The organism is Pseudomonas sp. D5(2026), from assembly GCF_057766845.1.
In genome coordinates, this window is record NZ_CM173421.1 from 3,026,787 (window position 1) to 3,042,775 (window position 15,989).

Consider the following 15,989-nt stretch of genomic DNA (forward strand, 5'->3'; position numbering starts at 1 on the left):
GCCTCACTCGACCGATGCCGTGGCGGCCGCTTGCCGGGCCTTGATGATGGCCGGCACCCCCACTGCCAGTGAGTTGTCAGGTACATCTACCAGCACGACGGCATTGGCGCCGATGATCACGTTGTTGCCGATGCGAATACTGCCCAGCACCTTGGCCCCGGTGCCGATGTCGACGTTATTGCCGAACACCGGGGCAATCGGCTCGTCGACATTCTTCAGGCCCACCACCACGCCGTTGCGGATACGGCAGTCATCGCCGAAGCGGGCATAACCGCTGACAACAATGCCGCCGAAATGATCGATGACGAAGTTGCGCCCGATCACCACCTCGCAAGGCAGTTCGATACCGGTGATGATCTGGACGAATTTGAACAGCACCTTGTAGATGAGCGAACACAGTTTGCGCAACAGTGCCGGGCGCAACGTATAACGCCAGCGGCCAAAGCGGTACACCAGCAATACCCAGAAGCCCTGGGCGCCCCAGTCCCCGCCATGGGCCCTCAGGTCGGCGCGAATATTCTCGAACATGGCTCCACCTACCTTGTTGGTTGGCTGGCGTACCGGGTCTTGAACAGCAATGACCAGGTTGCCCGGCAATGACGCCAGCAGGCCTGAATGGCGCCCCAGCCGCGTCGTTTCAACAGCGCCTTGAGTGCCAGCACCAGGTCGCCCAGCGTGACCAGCAGCATGTGCAGGGCCAGCCCCGTCACGCCATGATGCTTGCGGAAGTACAGCAACTCGCTTTCGATCTGGTAGGACGAGATCTGCCGGCTGGCAGCCTCCAGTTCCGCCACCGACTTGGAGCTTTCGCCACCGATATGCACCACCGTGGTATGCGGGTAAAACACCACTTTCCAGCCCGCTTCCTTCACCCGCTTGCAGTGGTCCACCTCTTCGTAATAAAGGAAGTAGCGCGGGTCGAACAACCCCACCTTGTCGAGCACTTCGCGGCGCACCAGGTAGAAGCAGCCAGGCAACCAGTCACACTCGCGCACCGAGGCGTGGTCCCAGTTCATTTCGTCGACCATCTTCAGCCCTGGGAAGAACCGCCCCAGCCCGGTACGCCCGACGAACACATTGAGCGGCGTGGGGAAGTAGCGGCAACTGGGCTGCAGGTCACCATCGCGCCCCTCCAGGCGCACCCCCAGTACGCCGCACTCTGGGTGGGCCTCCATGTAGTCGAGTGTTTTTTGCAGAGAGTCGGCGGCAACGAAGGCATCGGTATTGAGTAGCAAGGCGTACTTGCCCTTGAGGTGCGCCAACAACTGGTTGTTGGCCCGGCCGAAACCCACGTTCTGCTTGTTGCTCAGCAGCAGTGCCTCGGGGCACACCTGGGCCATGCGCTGCACCGAGTCATCGCGCGAGGCATTGTCCACCACCAGGTAACTGGCCAGCCGCTCGCTGTCGGCCCGGCGCAGTGCATCGAACATTGGCTGCAGCAGTCCAGCGGTATTGAAGTTCACCACCATGACATCCACAGGTTTGCTAGCCATTTTAGCTGTCCCCGAAGAAATACTGGCGTCTTTGCGCCATCAACAGCGGTTCAACTTCCGGGTCGTAGGCCCCGTTGCGCTGTTTCACCAGGTCGATCCAAGGGTAAGCTTCGCAACGTGCCTCGACCCGTTGGATCAACTGCTCGGTGGTACAGATGAACACGGCCGGGTTGCCACCATAGACGGTGCCTGGCGGCACGTCCTTGGTCACCACCGCCCCTGCGGCCACGATGGATTCAGGCCCGATGGTCACGCGAGGCATCACGATCGCACCATGGCCGATGAAGCAGTTGTCCTTGATGTCGATGAAACCGACCGAATCCAGGTGCTTGCCATAGCGATGCTCGATCAGCAATACCACCCCGTCATGACCGATCAACGTGCAGTCGGACAAGCCCACGCTGTTGCCGATACGTACCAGCGACGGGTCGAGAAACTTGCAGCCTGTATTGACGTAGAAATTGCTGCCGACCGAGTGAAAGTTGCCCCATCGGGCCAGATAGGCCCCCCATTCAAGACCAGAGGGGTTGCAGAACCTCCTGTAGAATTTGCCCCCTCGCCCGGTTGCATGGGCGTAGTGCGCCACTGCCTTGCGTATCCATCCCTTCATACTGCCTGGCCTCGCGATCTGAACAATCTGGAGTGTCCTGAGGCGTTCCGGTCTCGTTCTTCTAGGTGCTGACCGCATCGCTCTCACCCGTGTACAACCTGCATCACGCTGCGGCGCTGCTGGCCGCTTTCATCTTGTTATCGAGGTGGTCGGCCAGCCGCAAGGCAAACTGCAACAGCGGCATGGTCGGGTTGGAGGCGCCGCCCTTGGCAAAAATGCTGCTGCCGGCGACATACAGGTTTTCGGTACCGAACACCTTGCAATTGGCATCGACTACACCGAACTGCGGCGAGGCGGCCATACGCGTGGTACCCATGTGATGGGCATGGGGTGCCATTTTCAGCGGAATCGAGGTGTCGTAGACGAAATCGTTGAGCTTGACGAACCCCAGCCCCATGTCAGCGAACTGCTTGGCCAGTTCGCTGCCAATGCACTTGATGGTGTGCCGGTCATCGGCACTAAGCACCCAATTGACATTGACCTTGGCCACGCCCAATGCATCCTTCTCGTCCAGCAGCGAAATGCGGCTGTGCAGGTTGGGGAACTGCTCGATCATGGTGCTGAGCACGCCGTCACCGGGGCAGCTGAACTTGGCAACGAAGGCGACCTTGCTGGCAAACCCCATGTCGCAGGCCAGGCTCTCGAGAAAATACTTGACCTCGGCAGTGCGGCCGTAGGTTTGCACATCGGCCAGTAAAACAGCGGTGACATTGCCTTTACCGGCCTTGTACTCGTCGATGAAAGCATCGGTGGTGTAGTACTGGCGCGGCTCCGGGTCCTGCCCGGACTTGAGGATGAAAGTGCCCATTTCGATGTTCAGGTGCTCCATGAACCCCCCGCCCACCAGCCCTTCCTTGCTCACCACACCTGCGGCCACCAGGGACTCGCTGTTCAGCAACTGCCGGGCATTCTCGATGGCACCCGTGGCCAGAATGAAGTTGCTTGCTACCAGGCGCTGACGATTGCGTTGATAGTCGGACAACACCACCGCAGCCAGGTGGCCGGAAGCCTTGTCGAACTCCAGGTCAACGCAATTACAGTGGATGAATACGTCCAGGCCTGGGGTCTGCTCCAGTGCTGTTGCGTACTTTTGTGCAAAGCGTGTCGGCGTGCTGAGCAGAAAGCGGTCCGCCTCGAAGTCACCACCATCGAGACTGGTATTCATCGCGCGAAAATCCGCGCCAGGCGCCAGATCGACAATCTCCATCGCTGCCGGTAGAAAGCCTTCGATCTCCGAATAGGGAATGGGCCAACCCGGCAAGTCGCCTTGCGGGGCGACGGCAAAATCCGAAGGAGTGAATGGCCGGCACCGGCCAGCCCAGTGATTGGAGGTGCCCCCCAGGTAACGCAGGCGGGATTCCTCGGCATACAGCTCCAGGCCGGTGGATGAGCACGCGTACAAGTCTTGCGAGTACGACGCATATTCGCGCCCCCCACCTTCGGCGATCATTACGCTCCAGCCGGCAGCAGCCAGGCGCAAGCCCAAGGTTATACCCGCCGGGCCGGCGCCGATGATGCAGAAATCGTAGTGGTCGCGCAGCGCCTTCTGCTGCTGAAAGTCCTTGATCATGCTGACGCGTTCCGGAAGTAACGGGACGGCAATACCCAACCATTGATTATCACGAACCCGGGCTTTTCGGCCGTCTTGCCAGCAACGGCCGCCGAGGCGCCGAATACTGCGCCCCCCACGCCGAGCAAGACACAGCTCTGGAGAAAACCTCTACGACCCAACTGCGCAGTACAAAAAGTGAGCTTCTCCATGATCCCGTGACCTGTAGCCATGAAAGTTACACCTGGCAAACTGCGTTACAGCCAGTTGAAGAAGGCCGTCAGCAGTGCCCCGCACAGCGCCCCGACCAGCAACATCGGCAGTACCACCAGCTCACGTTTGAGGCTGAAGATATCCAGTTTGCAATTCACATACACAACCAGCACCAGCGTTGGCAAAGCATGCAGGGCGACCCCCCAGATAGCCCACTCCACCCCGCCAAGCGCCAGTAACAGCGGCAATAGTCCCCATAACGAGACCAGGCGAATGATGTTGTCCATGGCCTGGTACTTGGTCAGGCCCAAGGCAATCCACACCTGATGAGCCAAGGTATAGCGCAATACGATGAACGATAGCGAGAGAATCGCCAGCATCGGCCCTGCTTCGCGGTAGCGATCGTCATACATCCAGCCAATCAGCAATGGGCTGGCGGTCAGGAACCCGCCACAAATGAACAGAACCAGCAGGTCGACCAGCAGCCGAAAGCGGAAATACAACGCTTTCAGGCGCTGCTTGTCGTCGGCCCGGGCCGCTTCACTGAAGGCAGGCAATGCCACCGCGCCGACAATTTTCATGAGCGCGGTCTGCACCGCACCCAGGATCAGCACGGCGATCGAATACACACCCAGTTGCGCCGCCGACATGCTGGCGCCAAACCACATACGGTCGCCGTACATCGCCAGCACACCAACCATCGACGACAGCAGGATCCAGCGGCCAAACACAATCAGCTCGGTCAGCGCCGAACGGTCCCAGCGCAGGTGGTTGGTGGGCCCCTGCAGGGCGGTATGCCCCAGCACTGTCCAGACCACCGCCGAAACCAGGCCTGATAACACTAGCGCCCAGATCGAATGGGTCAGCAAGCCCAGCACCAGCATCACCACCAGGCCGGCCACCTGCGAGGCAAGGTCGACCAGCACCACGCGCTTTTGTTGGAAAGTTCGTACCGCCACATCTATCTTGGTGGACTGGAACCCCCAGATGGCCGCAGACAGGCCGGTCACCGCCAGCACCATCGGCAGTATGGGTGCGGCATAGGTTGAGTCTGCCGGCCACAGCTCGGCCAGTTGCGCCAACCAAGCCCCCAGGGCCAGCAGCAGAGTAAGCGCAAACAGCAGGAAACCGCGGATGATCTGCACGGTCCAGGCGGTATTGAGAAAGTCCGGATCGTCACCACGGTGGCTCTGGATGATGTTCTGGCGCAGGCCGACATCGGAAAGCAAATGCAGCAGTATCGAAACAGTGGTGGCAATGACCATCACCCCGAACATTTCCGGCAGCAGCAAGCGGGCCATGATCAGATTGCCGCCCAGGCGCATCACCTGTGAAGCCACCTGCGAGACCAGGTTCCACGACCCGGCTCTCAGGGCCCGCTTGCGCAGGCTCGCGGCGGCTGACACATCAATCGACGGCATGACTTCAATCTCTGACTGATTGGCTAAAAGTCACTATAGTTTCAATTAGCCACGATGCTAGCCGTTGCCCACCGAAGGAAAGGTGTACATAGCCGATGCCTGAACATTTTCGAGCGTTGATCGTCATCCTGTTTTTGGCGAGCGTGGTCTTCGTGATGGCGCGGCGGCCTGCCACCGACCTGATTCCGCTCAGCGACTACAAGCGCCGGCGTAATCTGTGGTTCCTGCTGACCCTGCTGGCTTTTCTCTCGCACAGCTTCTGGCTGTATCTGGGTGTGGGTGCGGTCGTCCTTTTGCTGGCCGGGCGCCGCGAGCACAACCCCATGGCGCTGTTCTACATGCTGCTGTTCCTGATCCCGCCAGCGTCGGTGCAGGTGCCCGGGTTTGGCGTGGTCAATTACCTGGTCGACCTGAACCATATTCGCCTGCTGAGCCTGTGCGTGCTGTTGCCGGCTGCGCTGCACCTGCGCCGGCAAGGTGACACCCTTCGCTTTGGCCGCACCTGGGCCGATAAGTTGCTGGCCGCCGGCCTGCTGCTGCTGAGCGTGCTCTATTTGCGCGAAACCACCCCTACCGACACGCTGCGCCAGGCGCTGTACCTGTATGTCGACGTACTCCTGCCGTACTACGTGGCCAGCCGTGGCCTGCGTCAGATCAGCGACTTCAAGGACACCCTGCTGGCCTTCGTACTTGTCTCTTTCGTCATGGCGCTGATCGCTGTGGCCGAGTATGTACGCCACTGGCTGCTATACAGCGCTCTGGTCGACGCCATGGGCGTGCCATGGAGCATGTCCGGCTACCTGAGCCGCGGTGGTGCGCTGCGGGCGAGCGTCACCACCGGCCAGGCGATTGTGCTGGGTTACGTGATGAGCGTGGCCATCGGCCTGTTCCTGTTCGTGCAAGGCTATGTGCAACGCCCGCTGCACAGGGCCATGGGCGCCCTGCTGCTGGCCGCCGGGCTGTTCGCGCCATTGTCACGCGGCCCGTGGATCGGCGCCGTGGTCATCGTGGTGGTGTTCATTGCCCTGGGCAAAGGCGCCGTCAAGCGCCTGGCACTGCTGGGGGCGGCTGGCATGCTGGCGTTGCCCTTGCTGACCGTCGTGCCTGGTGGCGACAAGGTGCTGGACCTGCTGCCGTTCATCGGCAATCTCGAGAAAGAGAACATCACCTACCGCGAGCGGCTGATGGACAATTCCTGGATCGTCATCCAGCGCAACCCATTGTTCGGTTCTTTCGACTTCCGCAACACACCCGAAATGCAGTCGATGATCCAGGGCGAAGGCATCATCGACATCGTCAACACCTACATCAACCTGGCGCTGCGGGCCGGCCTGGTCGGGCTAGGCTTGTTCGTGGCGTTCTTTGCCGTGGTGGTGGTGGGTATCCGCAGGGCCATGCTCAGTTTTGCCGACAAGGATGATGAGCGACGACAGCTCGGCCGGGTGTTGCTGGCAACGCTGATCGGCATTCTGGTCATCATCTTCACAGTCAGCAGCATCACCTTCATCCCGGTGGTGTACTGGTCTATCGCAGGTCTGGGCGTGGCCTACATCCAGATGGTTCGCCGGCTGCACAACAGCCAGGTGATGGAACTGGCAGAACCCGACCTACAACCCAGGTAATGTTCATGAATAGGCTGTCCCTGCGTCATTACGTGCGCTTTTCGGCCATTGCCGGCCTGGCCCTTCTGCCGCTGGCCAGCTGGGCTTCAGACTGGCAGGTCAGTGTCGATGAGCAAAATGGCTTGCCTACCGTGACACACGGCGGCGGCCCGGTCATGAAGGCCAAATTCGATTTCTGGGCTGCCAACTGGAGCTGGACCGGTTTCTATACCGACTTCAAGGTCAATGGCCCTTACCACTACACGCTGCGGGGCAAGAACAAGGAACTGGACTTCGACCTGCAAGCTGACATCCGCAAGGAACAGGCGCAAACCCTGAGCTGGGCCTTCGACCTCGACGCCCACAGCCGCCAGAGCGGTGTCATGGGTGGCGGCCTGGTGTTCCAGTTCGACCCGGCGCAAATCGCCGGCGACATGGGCGCCCCGCAGTTGCTGCCCGACAACCGCGGCTGGACCTGGGGCAAGGCCGACCAGGGGCGACGCATCGAAATGCGCTTCGACCCGCCACTGGCCAAGGTCTATTTCGAGCGCGGCAACCCGTCCGAGCTGCGTGCATTCCTCTACAAGGACCCGATCAGCGCCGGCCGCCAGCAGCTCAAGGCCGTGCTCAACGTGACCGGCGACATCGAACTCGGCCCTACCCCCAGCGAGCGCTTCGGCCTGGCAGACCCTGCCAGCTGGCCTGATGACCAACTGGACTGGCGCACCTCGCCGGTGGACCTGTCGTTCCTCAACGCAGCGGAGAAACCCGCCGGCAAGCGTGGCTTCGTGAAGGCGGTCGGCGACCAGTTGATGTTCGCCGACAACACTCCAGTGCGCTTCTGGGGCACCAACCTGTCGGCCTACTCGTTGTTCAAAACCCCTGACGAAGAAATTCGCCTGCAGGCCAGACGCCTTTCGGCGCTGGGCTTCAACCTGGTGCGTCTGCATCACCACGACTCGCCCTGGGTCAGCCCCAACGTCTTTGGCGACGGCACCTTGGTGCATGATACCCAGCAGCTCAGCGCCGAATCGCTGCGCAAGCTCGACCTGTGGATCAAGTCACTCAAGGACGAAGGCATCTACATCTGGCTGGACATGCATGTGCAGCGTGCGTTCACCGCCAACGACAACATCGAAGACTTCAAGGAGCTTCCCGAGAAGGACGGTCGCGTCGACCTGAAGGGTTACGCCTACGTGAACGACAGTATCCAGCAAGCGATGAAACGCTTCGCCGAGCAGTACCTGACCCATGTGAACGAATACACGGGCCTGGCCTACAAGGACGACCCGGCCATCGCCGCCGTGCTGATCACCAACGAGAATGACCTGACCCAGCATTACGGCAACGCCCTGATGCCAAACAAGGATGTACCGCGCCACAGTGCGCGCTACATGGCCGCAGCCAAGGCCTTTGCCAAACAGTTTGACCTACCCGTCGACCTTACCTGGCGTGCCTGGGAGCATGGGCCATCGAAGCTGTTGCTCAACGAGCTGGAACAGCGCTTCAATGCCGGCATGATCGCCCACCTGCGCAGCGTGGGCGTGAAAGTGCCCATTGCTACCACCAGTACCTGGGGCGGCAATGGGCTTAGCGCGCTTCCGGCACTGAGCGTTGGCGATGTCATCGACGCCCACAGCTACGGCGACGCAGGCCAACTGGAAAAGAACCCGCTGACCAGCGACGGCATGATCGACTGGATTGCTGCCGCCCAGGTCGTCGGCAAACCGCTGACTGTCACCGAGTGGAACGCCGAGCCCTTCCCGCTGCCGGACCGTCACTCGCTGCCGATTTACATCGCCGGCACCGCCAGTCACCAAGGCTGGGACGCCATGCTGCAATATGCCTACAGCCAACAGGCGTTCAACCCGGGTTGGCGCACAGCGGACAACTGGCACGCGTACAACGACCCGGCGATGATCGCCACCCTGCCCGCCGCTGCCCTGCTCTATCGCCGTGCCGACGTGAAGCCCGCCACCACTCGCTACGTGTTCGCACCGACACCTGCCACTCTGTACAACCAGGAAATCACCCCGCGTAACTCACCACTGCTGCGCACGGCCATGGAAAAGGGCCAGCTGCAGATCGCCCTGCCACACACGCCGGAATTGCCCTGGCTAAAACCCGCGACCATCCCGGCAGGCGCGCAGGTGCTGCACGACCCGGGGCAAGCGCTGCTGGCCGCCGATGCCACCGAGTCGGTGACCGATACAGGCGAGCTCAGGCGCAATTGGCAACAAGGCATCTACACCATCGACACGCCATTGACCCAGGCCGCCAGTGGCTGGCTGGGTGGCCGTCCGATCAACCTGGGTGCCATTCAGATACAAACGAAAACGCCTTACGCCAGCGTGGTGGTCCAGAGCCTGGACGGTAAGCCACTGGGCCAGTCGCGCGAACTTCTTCTGTCTCTGGGCACCCGTGCGATGCCCAAGGCCGATGACAAGACGCCGTTCAATGTCGAGCCCCTTGAAGGCAGCCTGAACATCAAGGCACCTGCCGGCCTGAAACTGTTCGCCCGCGATGCACAGGTGCAGCTGAAACCGCTGCCGGTGGCCTACAAGGATGGGCAATACACCATTACCTTCGACGGCACCTACATGTCCAACTGGCTATTCTTGAAATAGAGCATAGGGCCATCTACGCTCAGGTCACCTGTAGATGATCATCCCACCTGCACGTGTCAGGGAGTGTTCACTGCGTCTGTAAACAGCAGATTCCAGGAGGTGGGGATGAAATATCTGGTTGTGGGTGGTGCGGGCTACATTGGCTCACACATGGTCAAGCACCTGCTCGCCGCCGGCCATGACGTGCTGGTGGCGGACTTGGTCTCACCTGGCCCCGGCATCCAGTGGGCCAGGCTCGATATCGCCGACGAAGCCGCGCTGGACGTGCTGTTTGGCGTTTGTCGCTTCGATGCAGTGTTTCACTTCGCCTCGTTCATTCAAGTGGGCGAGTCGGTCACCGCGCCTGGCAAGTACTACCAGAACAATGTCGCAGCCACCCTTGCCCTGCTGCAGGCCATGGTCAATGCCGGCATCAGGCACCTGGTGTTTTCTTCGAGTGCCGCCGTATATGGCAACCCACAGTACGTGCCGATCGATGAAGCGCACACCAAGGTACCGATCAACCCGTACGGGTTGAGCAAATGGATGGTCGAGCAGATTCTTGAGGACTTTGACCGGGCCTATGGTTTGAAGTCGGTATGCCTGCGCTATTTCAATGCCGCGGGCGCTGACCCAGAAGGTCAGCTCGGGGAACGTCATGACCCGGAAACCCATCTGATCCCCTTGATCCTGCAGGCTGCATCGGGTCGGCGCGAGGCGGTGACAGTGTTCGGTCGTGACTACGACACACCGGATGGCACCTGCATACGCGACTACGTGCATGTGGCAGACCTGGCGGCGGCCCATGCGCTGGCGGTGGATTATTTACGGGCCGGTGGCGAACGTGCCGCGTTCAACCTGGGCAATGGCCTGGGCTTTTCGGTGCAGCAGGTGATCGATACGGCCCGGGCAGTGACCGGGCGGCAGATCAGTACCCTTGACGCACCGCGCCGCGCGGGCGACCCGCCACGGCTGGTGGCGGATGCGAGCAAAGCCATCCAGGTGCTGGGCTGGCGCCCGGCGTTCGCTTCGCTGGAGGAGATTGTGCGGCATGCGTGGCAGTGGGAGTTGCAGTATCCCTGGGAGCGCTGAGTTGGTTTCGCTCCCTGTAGGCGCAGCAAAAGGCTGCACCTACAGGCGGACGGCCAGAAGGCTCAGTATCAGTAATAGGTCCGCGGCTGTTCGTCAGCCTTGTTCAACACAGTCCCGATCAGGTTCACCGTGGCCAGGTGATGCAGGCAATCCTCGATTTCCTTTTTGTTGTTCATCCCGTTGGCCACCACCAGCAATACACAATCAAACTTGGGCATCACGGTGATTGCATCGTCCGAGCTGAGCAGCGGTGGCAAATCGAAAATGCAGATGCGCGACTCGTAGCGGTTGCGCAACTCGCCAATCAGGTTGTTCACCTTGGGCGAGGACAGCATCTCGGTCGACAGGGGGACGGGTACCCGCGTCGGCAGCACCACAAAGCGCGGCAAGGTCGGGTTGACCAGGCAGTCCTGCAGCTCGGCCTTGTCCGTCAGAAACTCGTTCAGTGCCTGCTCCATGGGCAGCCCCAGGTAACTGCCGACCTTGGGCCGGCGCAGGTCGAAGTCCACCAGCAACGCAGTCTTGGTGGTGTGGTGGGCAATACTCATGGCCAGGTTGATCGCCAGCATTGTCTTGCCCGCTTCAGGCGTTGGCGAGGTGATGGCCAAGGTACGCCAGCCGTTCTCGTCCATGGCCCTAAGCACCTGCGTACGCAACAGGTCGATCGGCCCGTTCATGTTGGAGTTCTTGTTGTACGCGACGATGCGGTTGCGCTCCAGGTGGTCTGCACGCAGCGGTACCACCTTGGTGTTCACGTAATCGAACTGACCCGGCACTTCTGCCAGCGCCGTACCGGGGGCGGGAGACAGTGCCTGGGGAGTACCTGGGGTAACCTGATGAATATTGTTGCCAACAGCCGGCTTGATCCTGTCCATCACTGCTTTCCCTATACAAACCGAGACATGACTTTGTACAACAGCACATCCAGTGGCATGTAGAACACGTGCACCAGCCCTATCATGATAGCTGCCAGCGCCAGTGCCGCCAGGATCAGGCGATTGCGCCAGCGCTTGCGTCGGGCCACGTCGGCTCGGGTATCGATATAGGGCAGTGCCACCAGCACCCGTTTGCCCAGCAGGCTTTCCAGGGCGCCAACGCCGCGCACGCGCTGATTGAGCATTTCCAGCAGCATCACCAGCGCACCGCCACCAGCTGGCGCCAGCACCAGGCCCAGCGCGGCGATTTTCTTGCGGTTAGGCTTGATCGGCTTCTCGGGCAACAGCGGAGGCTCCAGCAGCACAAAGCGTTCAGCCTTGTTTTCCTGCTCGAGGCTTTCGGTAATTTTTGCGCCCATTTCCTTGGCACGAATCTCTTCGTATTTCTTGCGCGCGTTGTCGTGGTCACGCATCAAGGTCACCAGGCCACGCTCGACCTGCGGCGCCTCGAGGATCTCGGCCTCGTACCCTTCCATTTTCCGGGTCAGCTCGCGCTTTTGCTCTGCCAGCGAGGCGATACGCACCTGGGCGGCGCTCATCTTGGCACGGACACGGGCCACGTCGAGGCTGACCGTGGACGCTGCCGCAGTGCGACCACCACTGGCTTCGAGCGCCTGGATCTTGCGTTTGATCGCCACCACATCCGGGTGGGCGTCCTTGTAGCGGGTCAGCAGCCGGGCGTATTCGGCTTTCAGGCTTGGCAGGTCCTCGGGCTGGTCGGCACGGGTTGATCGGGTGCCTTCGGCAGCCTTGGTGGCAAGGCCTGCATTGGCCGCAGACAGTTCCAGCTCCAGGTAGCGCAGCTCTTCCTGGGCAGCCTTGTAGTCACGGTCGACCTCACGGAATTCCAGCTCCGCACGCGACAGCATGTTCATGCGCAGGGTCTGGTGCTCGGGCAAGGCATTGGCGTGGGCCTGCTTGAAATCGGCCAACTGGTTTTCCAGGCTGGCCAGCTCGGCGCCCAGCTTGTTGGCTTCCTGGGTGAGGAATTCGGTGGTTTCGTTGGCCCGCTCGGTGCGCTGCTTGAGGTTTTCGTTGAGGAACAGCGTCACCAGTTCGTCGGCGACTTCCTTGGCCACTTGTGCCTGCTTGTGCTCGAACGACACAGTGAACGCCACGGTCGCTTCACCACGTCCACGCACGTAGGTGGTAAGGGTTTGGACCACGATCGCGTTGCGCATCTGGTCGATCTTGTCGCTTTCGCTGAAGCGCTTGTCGGCGAACAGGTCATACTTGCCGATGATGCGCAGCAGGTTTTCGCGGGTCATCACCCGTTGGCGGATCACCTCGATGCGCTCATCGGCAAAAGTGGTGGTGTTGGTCGACACCAGCTCGGGTGAAATCTGCTGCGACTCCACCAGAATGGTGCCGGTCGACTGGTAGATCGGCGGCACCATCAACGCGACGGCCACGGTCGCGGCGAGAATGACTGCGGCACTCACCCCTAACACCAGGGCCCTGTCCTTGATAATGGCGATGTAATCTCTGAGGGAGAGCTCGTAGTCAGACTTCATAGGGCCACCTTGAAGTTCAGATGTCGGGGTACCTGTACGTCAACGTCAAACCAACGATCGTAGCGGTCGCATCCGGTACATGGTCCTGCTGCCGTTCTTTGTACATCAGCGACAGGCGCAGGTCCCAGTAAGGCGAAAACTGGCGGCTGGCCCATACGCTGTAAGTCTGCAGCGTGTTGGGCGACTGCCCTTTGCTGTCTTGCCACGCGGCGTCCGCGCCCACCCGGGACAACTCGGTCAACGCATAGCTCCACACACCCCGCACCTGGTCCAGCTCGGCGAAGCCGCCTTCGGCACTGGCCACCGTGCTGCGCTCGGCTGTGAGGCTGGCATCGGCACGCGGGCCGGTGTACAGCAACGCAACCCCACCCTCCCCGCGTCGGCCGCCGCCGTCACCTGACACTTGGTTGACGCCAATATGGGCATCGGCGCTAAAGCCTTCGGCAAGCTGGTATTTGACGCCGACTGCCGGGGTGTAGCTGTTGGAAGCGGTCGCGGTAAGGTCCTGTTCGGGCTCATAGCGCCGGGCACCAAAACGGGTATACAGATCAGCCCGCTCGTTCCAGGCGTAAGTCCAGGTAAAGACGTTCGCCAGTTCGTCGTAGCCCGTCAGCGTGCTGATGTCGTAACGGGCACGGTTGTAGGTGGTTTCGTTGCTCAAGGTACTGCGCTCGGTCACCGCCTGGCTCCAGTTGCCAGTCAAGGTGTAAAGCTTCTGCGTACCGTCGGTGGTAATCACCCCGGTATCCAGTACTGTCCCCGACAACGTCGAGCTCTCGTTGTAGCGCGCCACCAGGCCGAAACGCCCCCGCTCGGTGGTGCGCTGCCAGCCCAGGCTGATATCAGGATCTTCACGGTCATCGACGATATCCGTATCGGACGAGCGCAGCACATGCATGCCAAGCCCCAACCTCAATTCGTCACGGTCAAAAGTGCCGATCAGGGTGTAATCCGGCGCGATGATCGTGCGCGTTATGCCCTTTTCCCCCGAGGTCAGCAGCAATGGGTTGCTGTCGTATTCGACGGATGTCGGTACCACCACCGTAGACTGCCAATTTGCCGCCAGTACCGCGTCCGTAAACGGCAAGACCAAGATTGCCGTTGCAATGCGAGTTGTTCTAAGAAGAGGCATTAAATGTTCTTATTAAAAGGCAAGATCAAGGAACGACCAGCGTATCGCCAGCCTGGAGTTGGATGTTGGTGGACATGTCCCGGCCAGACACCAGGTCCTTATATCGCACGGGCAGGATCTTTTGGGAAGCACCCGTGCCGCGGACCACCTTGATTTCGCTTTCGTCAGCAAACTTGTCCAGGCCACCTGACATGCTCAGCGCCTGCAATACCGCAGTGGGGCCTGCCATTTGCACAGGCCCGGGCTTGATCACTTTGCCTTGGACATAGACCATATTGCCGGCAATGCTTTTGACGACAACGCTGACGTTAGGGTCGGGGAGGAATTTTTCGAGTTTGGCAGCGACCTGCTTTTCGACTGCCGTCACGTCCAGCCCGGCAACATTGATGCGCCCGGCCAGGGGGAAGGTAATACTGCCATCGGGCAGTACGGTGGCTTCTTGACGCAGGCTGTCTTCCTGCCACACCGAAACCATCACCACATCGCCGGGGCTAAGCAGGTAGGGAGCACCGCTCTGGTCGGCGTTAGCGGCGCCGGACCCCACCGTCAGCATGCACAAAGCGGCAAATATTGAACGCACCATGAGGGTCCCTCCGGCCAAATGGCCCGACAAAGAGCACTGAATGAGAACAACACACCAACTCTCGCTCCGCTTCACGGCGCACAGCTGCCGCGATGGCCTCGACCTTCCTGGAGGCCCTTACCTTGACGCTGTAGACGTGGGCTGCAACGTTCTGTAAACGTTGGCCCTTACGGGCTACTGGGAATATAGCAACGGTTGGAGAATTCACAAGCCATGCCTGTGGCCTCTCGGCAATGGGCAGTCACTTCGGGTACAAGGTGTCCGGTTCAGATCTTTCTGCGGTTGGCAACAGCAACAAAACCGACGACAGCAAAGGCAAAGAACCAGCCTGCAGTTGAAACAGGAATGATACTGTTCTGATTGATATACGAATCTGCCGCACGGGCAGCACCACTTAGCATCACCAGCAAGAACATCGATTTGATTATCAGAGTCGAGCGCATACTCCCCTCCTAAAAACAGGAAAATCAATTAGTTATTGGCGCGGTGTTGCGGGGTTGTTTCGTTGTTGATTTGAGCTTATGGGCACAATGACACTACGTCAATGATCCGACACCATAATAAAATTCAATGGGCGATGGGTGCTTTCGTCAAAAAAACGACATGCAGATTATGCAAGGGAGGGCTGCTGCGATGAATCTGGCGTTTCACAGCTGAGAATACGCGGGGGCATACCTGCCCCCCCACGTATTCATTCGTCCGCGTGGTGAACCACGACCAGTAATTGCGCTGGAGTAACACCTACCGAGCGCAGCCGGTGCGGCGTCTGGGCATTGAAATGCAGGGCGTCGCCCTGCTCCAGCATTACCCGCTCGCTCATGAAATCCACTTCCACCTGGCCTGCGTGAACAAACAGGAACTCTTCGCCCTGGTGTTCCTTGAACGTGGGGTCGCTGAACTCGGACGGCGGCTGGATCAGAAACGGCAGCAGGCTGCGCTGGCCAACCTGACTGGTGAGGGCCGCGTACCCCGGCCCTTGTCCATCGCCAACCAAGGCCTGGCGCTCGGTATGGCGCACCAGGCTGTAGCGGCTCTGCCCGGCCTGTTCTTCGGCGAACAGCTCTTCGACATTGACGTTCAGCGCCCTCGCCAGTTTCAGCGCCGCAGCGATCGAGGGCGTGTTGAGGCCCCGCTCGACCTTGGACAGGTAGCTTTTGGTCATGCCAGTCTTTTCGGCCAGCATTTCCAGGGTCATCCCCAGTTTCTTACGCAGCAGTTTCAATCGGATAGACATGTGACG

At 60.4% G+C, this 15,989-nt stretch carries 14 protein-coding genes; 3 read left to right on the forward strand and 11 right to left on the reverse strand.

The annotated features are described in order from the left end of the window. Nucleotides 1-3: 3 nt before the first annotated feature. The 5 genes from AC3B5Q_RS13985 to AC3B5Q_RS14005 all read right to left on the reverse strand — a co-directional run bounded on the left by AC3B5Q_RS13985 (nt 4) and on the right by AC3B5Q_RS14005 (nt 5,286). On the reverse strand, nt 4-528 hold the full coding sequence (locus tag AC3B5Q_RS13985) for a serine O-acetyltransferase (RefSeq protein ID WP_021785074.1): 525 nt from the start codon (nt 526-528) through the stop codon (nt 4-6). A gap of 8 nt (nt 529-536) precedes the next feature. Further along, entirely contained in the window at nt 537-1,493 is a 957-nt protein-coding gene (locus AC3B5Q_RS13990; RefSeq protein WP_021785073.1) for a glycosyltransferase family 2 protein, read from the reverse strand. A gap of 1 nt (nt 1,494) precedes the next feature. Beyond that, nucleotides 1,495-2,103, reverse strand: coding sequence for an acyltransferase (locus AC3B5Q_RS13995; RefSeq protein WP_103462524.1), 609 nt, complete (start codon nt 2,101-2,103; stop codon nt 1,495-1,497). Nucleotides 2,104-2,206: 103 nt separating this feature from the next. Continuing rightward, nucleotides 2,207-3,673 (reverse strand): GMC oxidoreductase, encoded by a 1,467-nt coding sequence (locus AC3B5Q_RS14000; RefSeq protein WP_101196778.1) that lies wholly within the window; start codon nt 3,671-3,673, stop codon nt 2,207-2,209. Between the two features lie 236 nt (nt 3,674-3,909). Then, entirely contained in the window at nt 3,910-5,286 is a 1,377-nt protein-coding gene (locus AC3B5Q_RS14005) for an oligosaccharide flippase family protein (RefSeq protein ID WP_021785070.1), read from the reverse strand. Nucleotides 5,287-5,381: 95 nt separating this feature from the next. Here AC3B5Q_RS14005 and AC3B5Q_RS14010 point away from each other — a divergent pair, with 95 nt between their 5' ends. From AC3B5Q_RS14010 to galE, 3 genes are all read left to right on the forward strand, one after another. Continuing rightward, nucleotides 5,382-6,908, forward strand: a complete 1,527-nt coding sequence (locus AC3B5Q_RS14010; protein WP_021785069.1) for an O-antigen ligase family protein — start codon at nt 5,382-5,384, stop codon at nt 6,906-6,908. Nucleotides 6,909-6,913: 5 nt separating this feature from the next. Continuing rightward, complete coding sequence (locus AC3B5Q_RS14015; protein ID WP_103463141.1) at nt 6,914-9,514, forward strand: glycoside hydrolase 5 family protein; 2,601 nt, start codon at nt 6,914-6,916, stop codon at nt 9,512-9,514. Between the two features lie 105 nt (nt 9,515-9,619). Next, nucleotides 9,620-10,585, forward strand: coding sequence for a UDP-glucose 4-epimerase GalE (galE, locus tag AC3B5Q_RS14020; protein ID WP_021785067.1), 966 nt, complete (start codon nt 9,620-9,622; stop codon nt 10,583-10,585). A 68-nt stretch (nt 10,586-10,653) separates the two neighbouring features. Here galE and AC3B5Q_RS14025 read toward each other — a convergent pair whose 3' ends face one another. The 6 genes from AC3B5Q_RS14025 to AC3B5Q_RS14050 form a co-directional block, all read right to left on the reverse strand. Continuing rightward, the gene (locus AC3B5Q_RS14025; protein ID WP_021785066.1) at nt 10,654-11,460 is read right to left on the reverse strand and encodes a CpsD/CapB family tyrosine-protein kinase; all 807 of its coding nucleotides are present in this window, start codon (nt 11,458-11,460) and stop codon (nt 10,654-10,656) included. Nucleotides 11,461-11,471: 11 nt separating this feature from the next. Beyond that, entirely contained in the window at nt 11,472-13,034 is a 1,563-nt protein-coding gene (locus AC3B5Q_RS14030; RefSeq protein ID WP_021785065.1) for a GumC family protein, read from the reverse strand. Nucleotides 13,035-13,050: 16 nt separating this feature from the next. Further along, nucleotides 13,051-14,166, reverse strand: a complete 1,116-nt coding sequence (locus tag AC3B5Q_RS14035) for a hypothetical protein (protein ID WP_021785064.1) — start codon at nt 14,164-14,166, stop codon at nt 13,051-13,053. 25 nt (nt 14,167-14,191) lie between these two features. Further along, complete coding sequence (locus tag AC3B5Q_RS14040) at nt 14,192-14,749, reverse strand: polysaccharide biosynthesis/export family protein (RefSeq protein WP_021785063.1); 558 nt, start codon at nt 14,747-14,749, stop codon at nt 14,192-14,194. Between the two features lie 266 nt (nt 14,750-15,015). Next, nucleotides 15,016-15,192, reverse strand: a complete 177-nt coding sequence (gene eppA / locus AC3B5Q_RS14045; RefSeq protein WP_021785062.1) for an EPS-associated small membrane protein EppA — start codon at nt 15,190-15,192, stop codon at nt 15,016-15,018. Nucleotides 15,193-15,440: 248 nt separating this feature from the next. Next, on the reverse strand, nt 15,441-15,983 hold the full coding sequence (locus AC3B5Q_RS14050) for a helix-turn-helix domain-containing protein (protein WP_021785061.1): 543 nt from the start codon (nt 15,981-15,983) through the stop codon (nt 15,441-15,443). Nucleotides 15,984-15,989 lie beyond the last annotated feature (6 nt).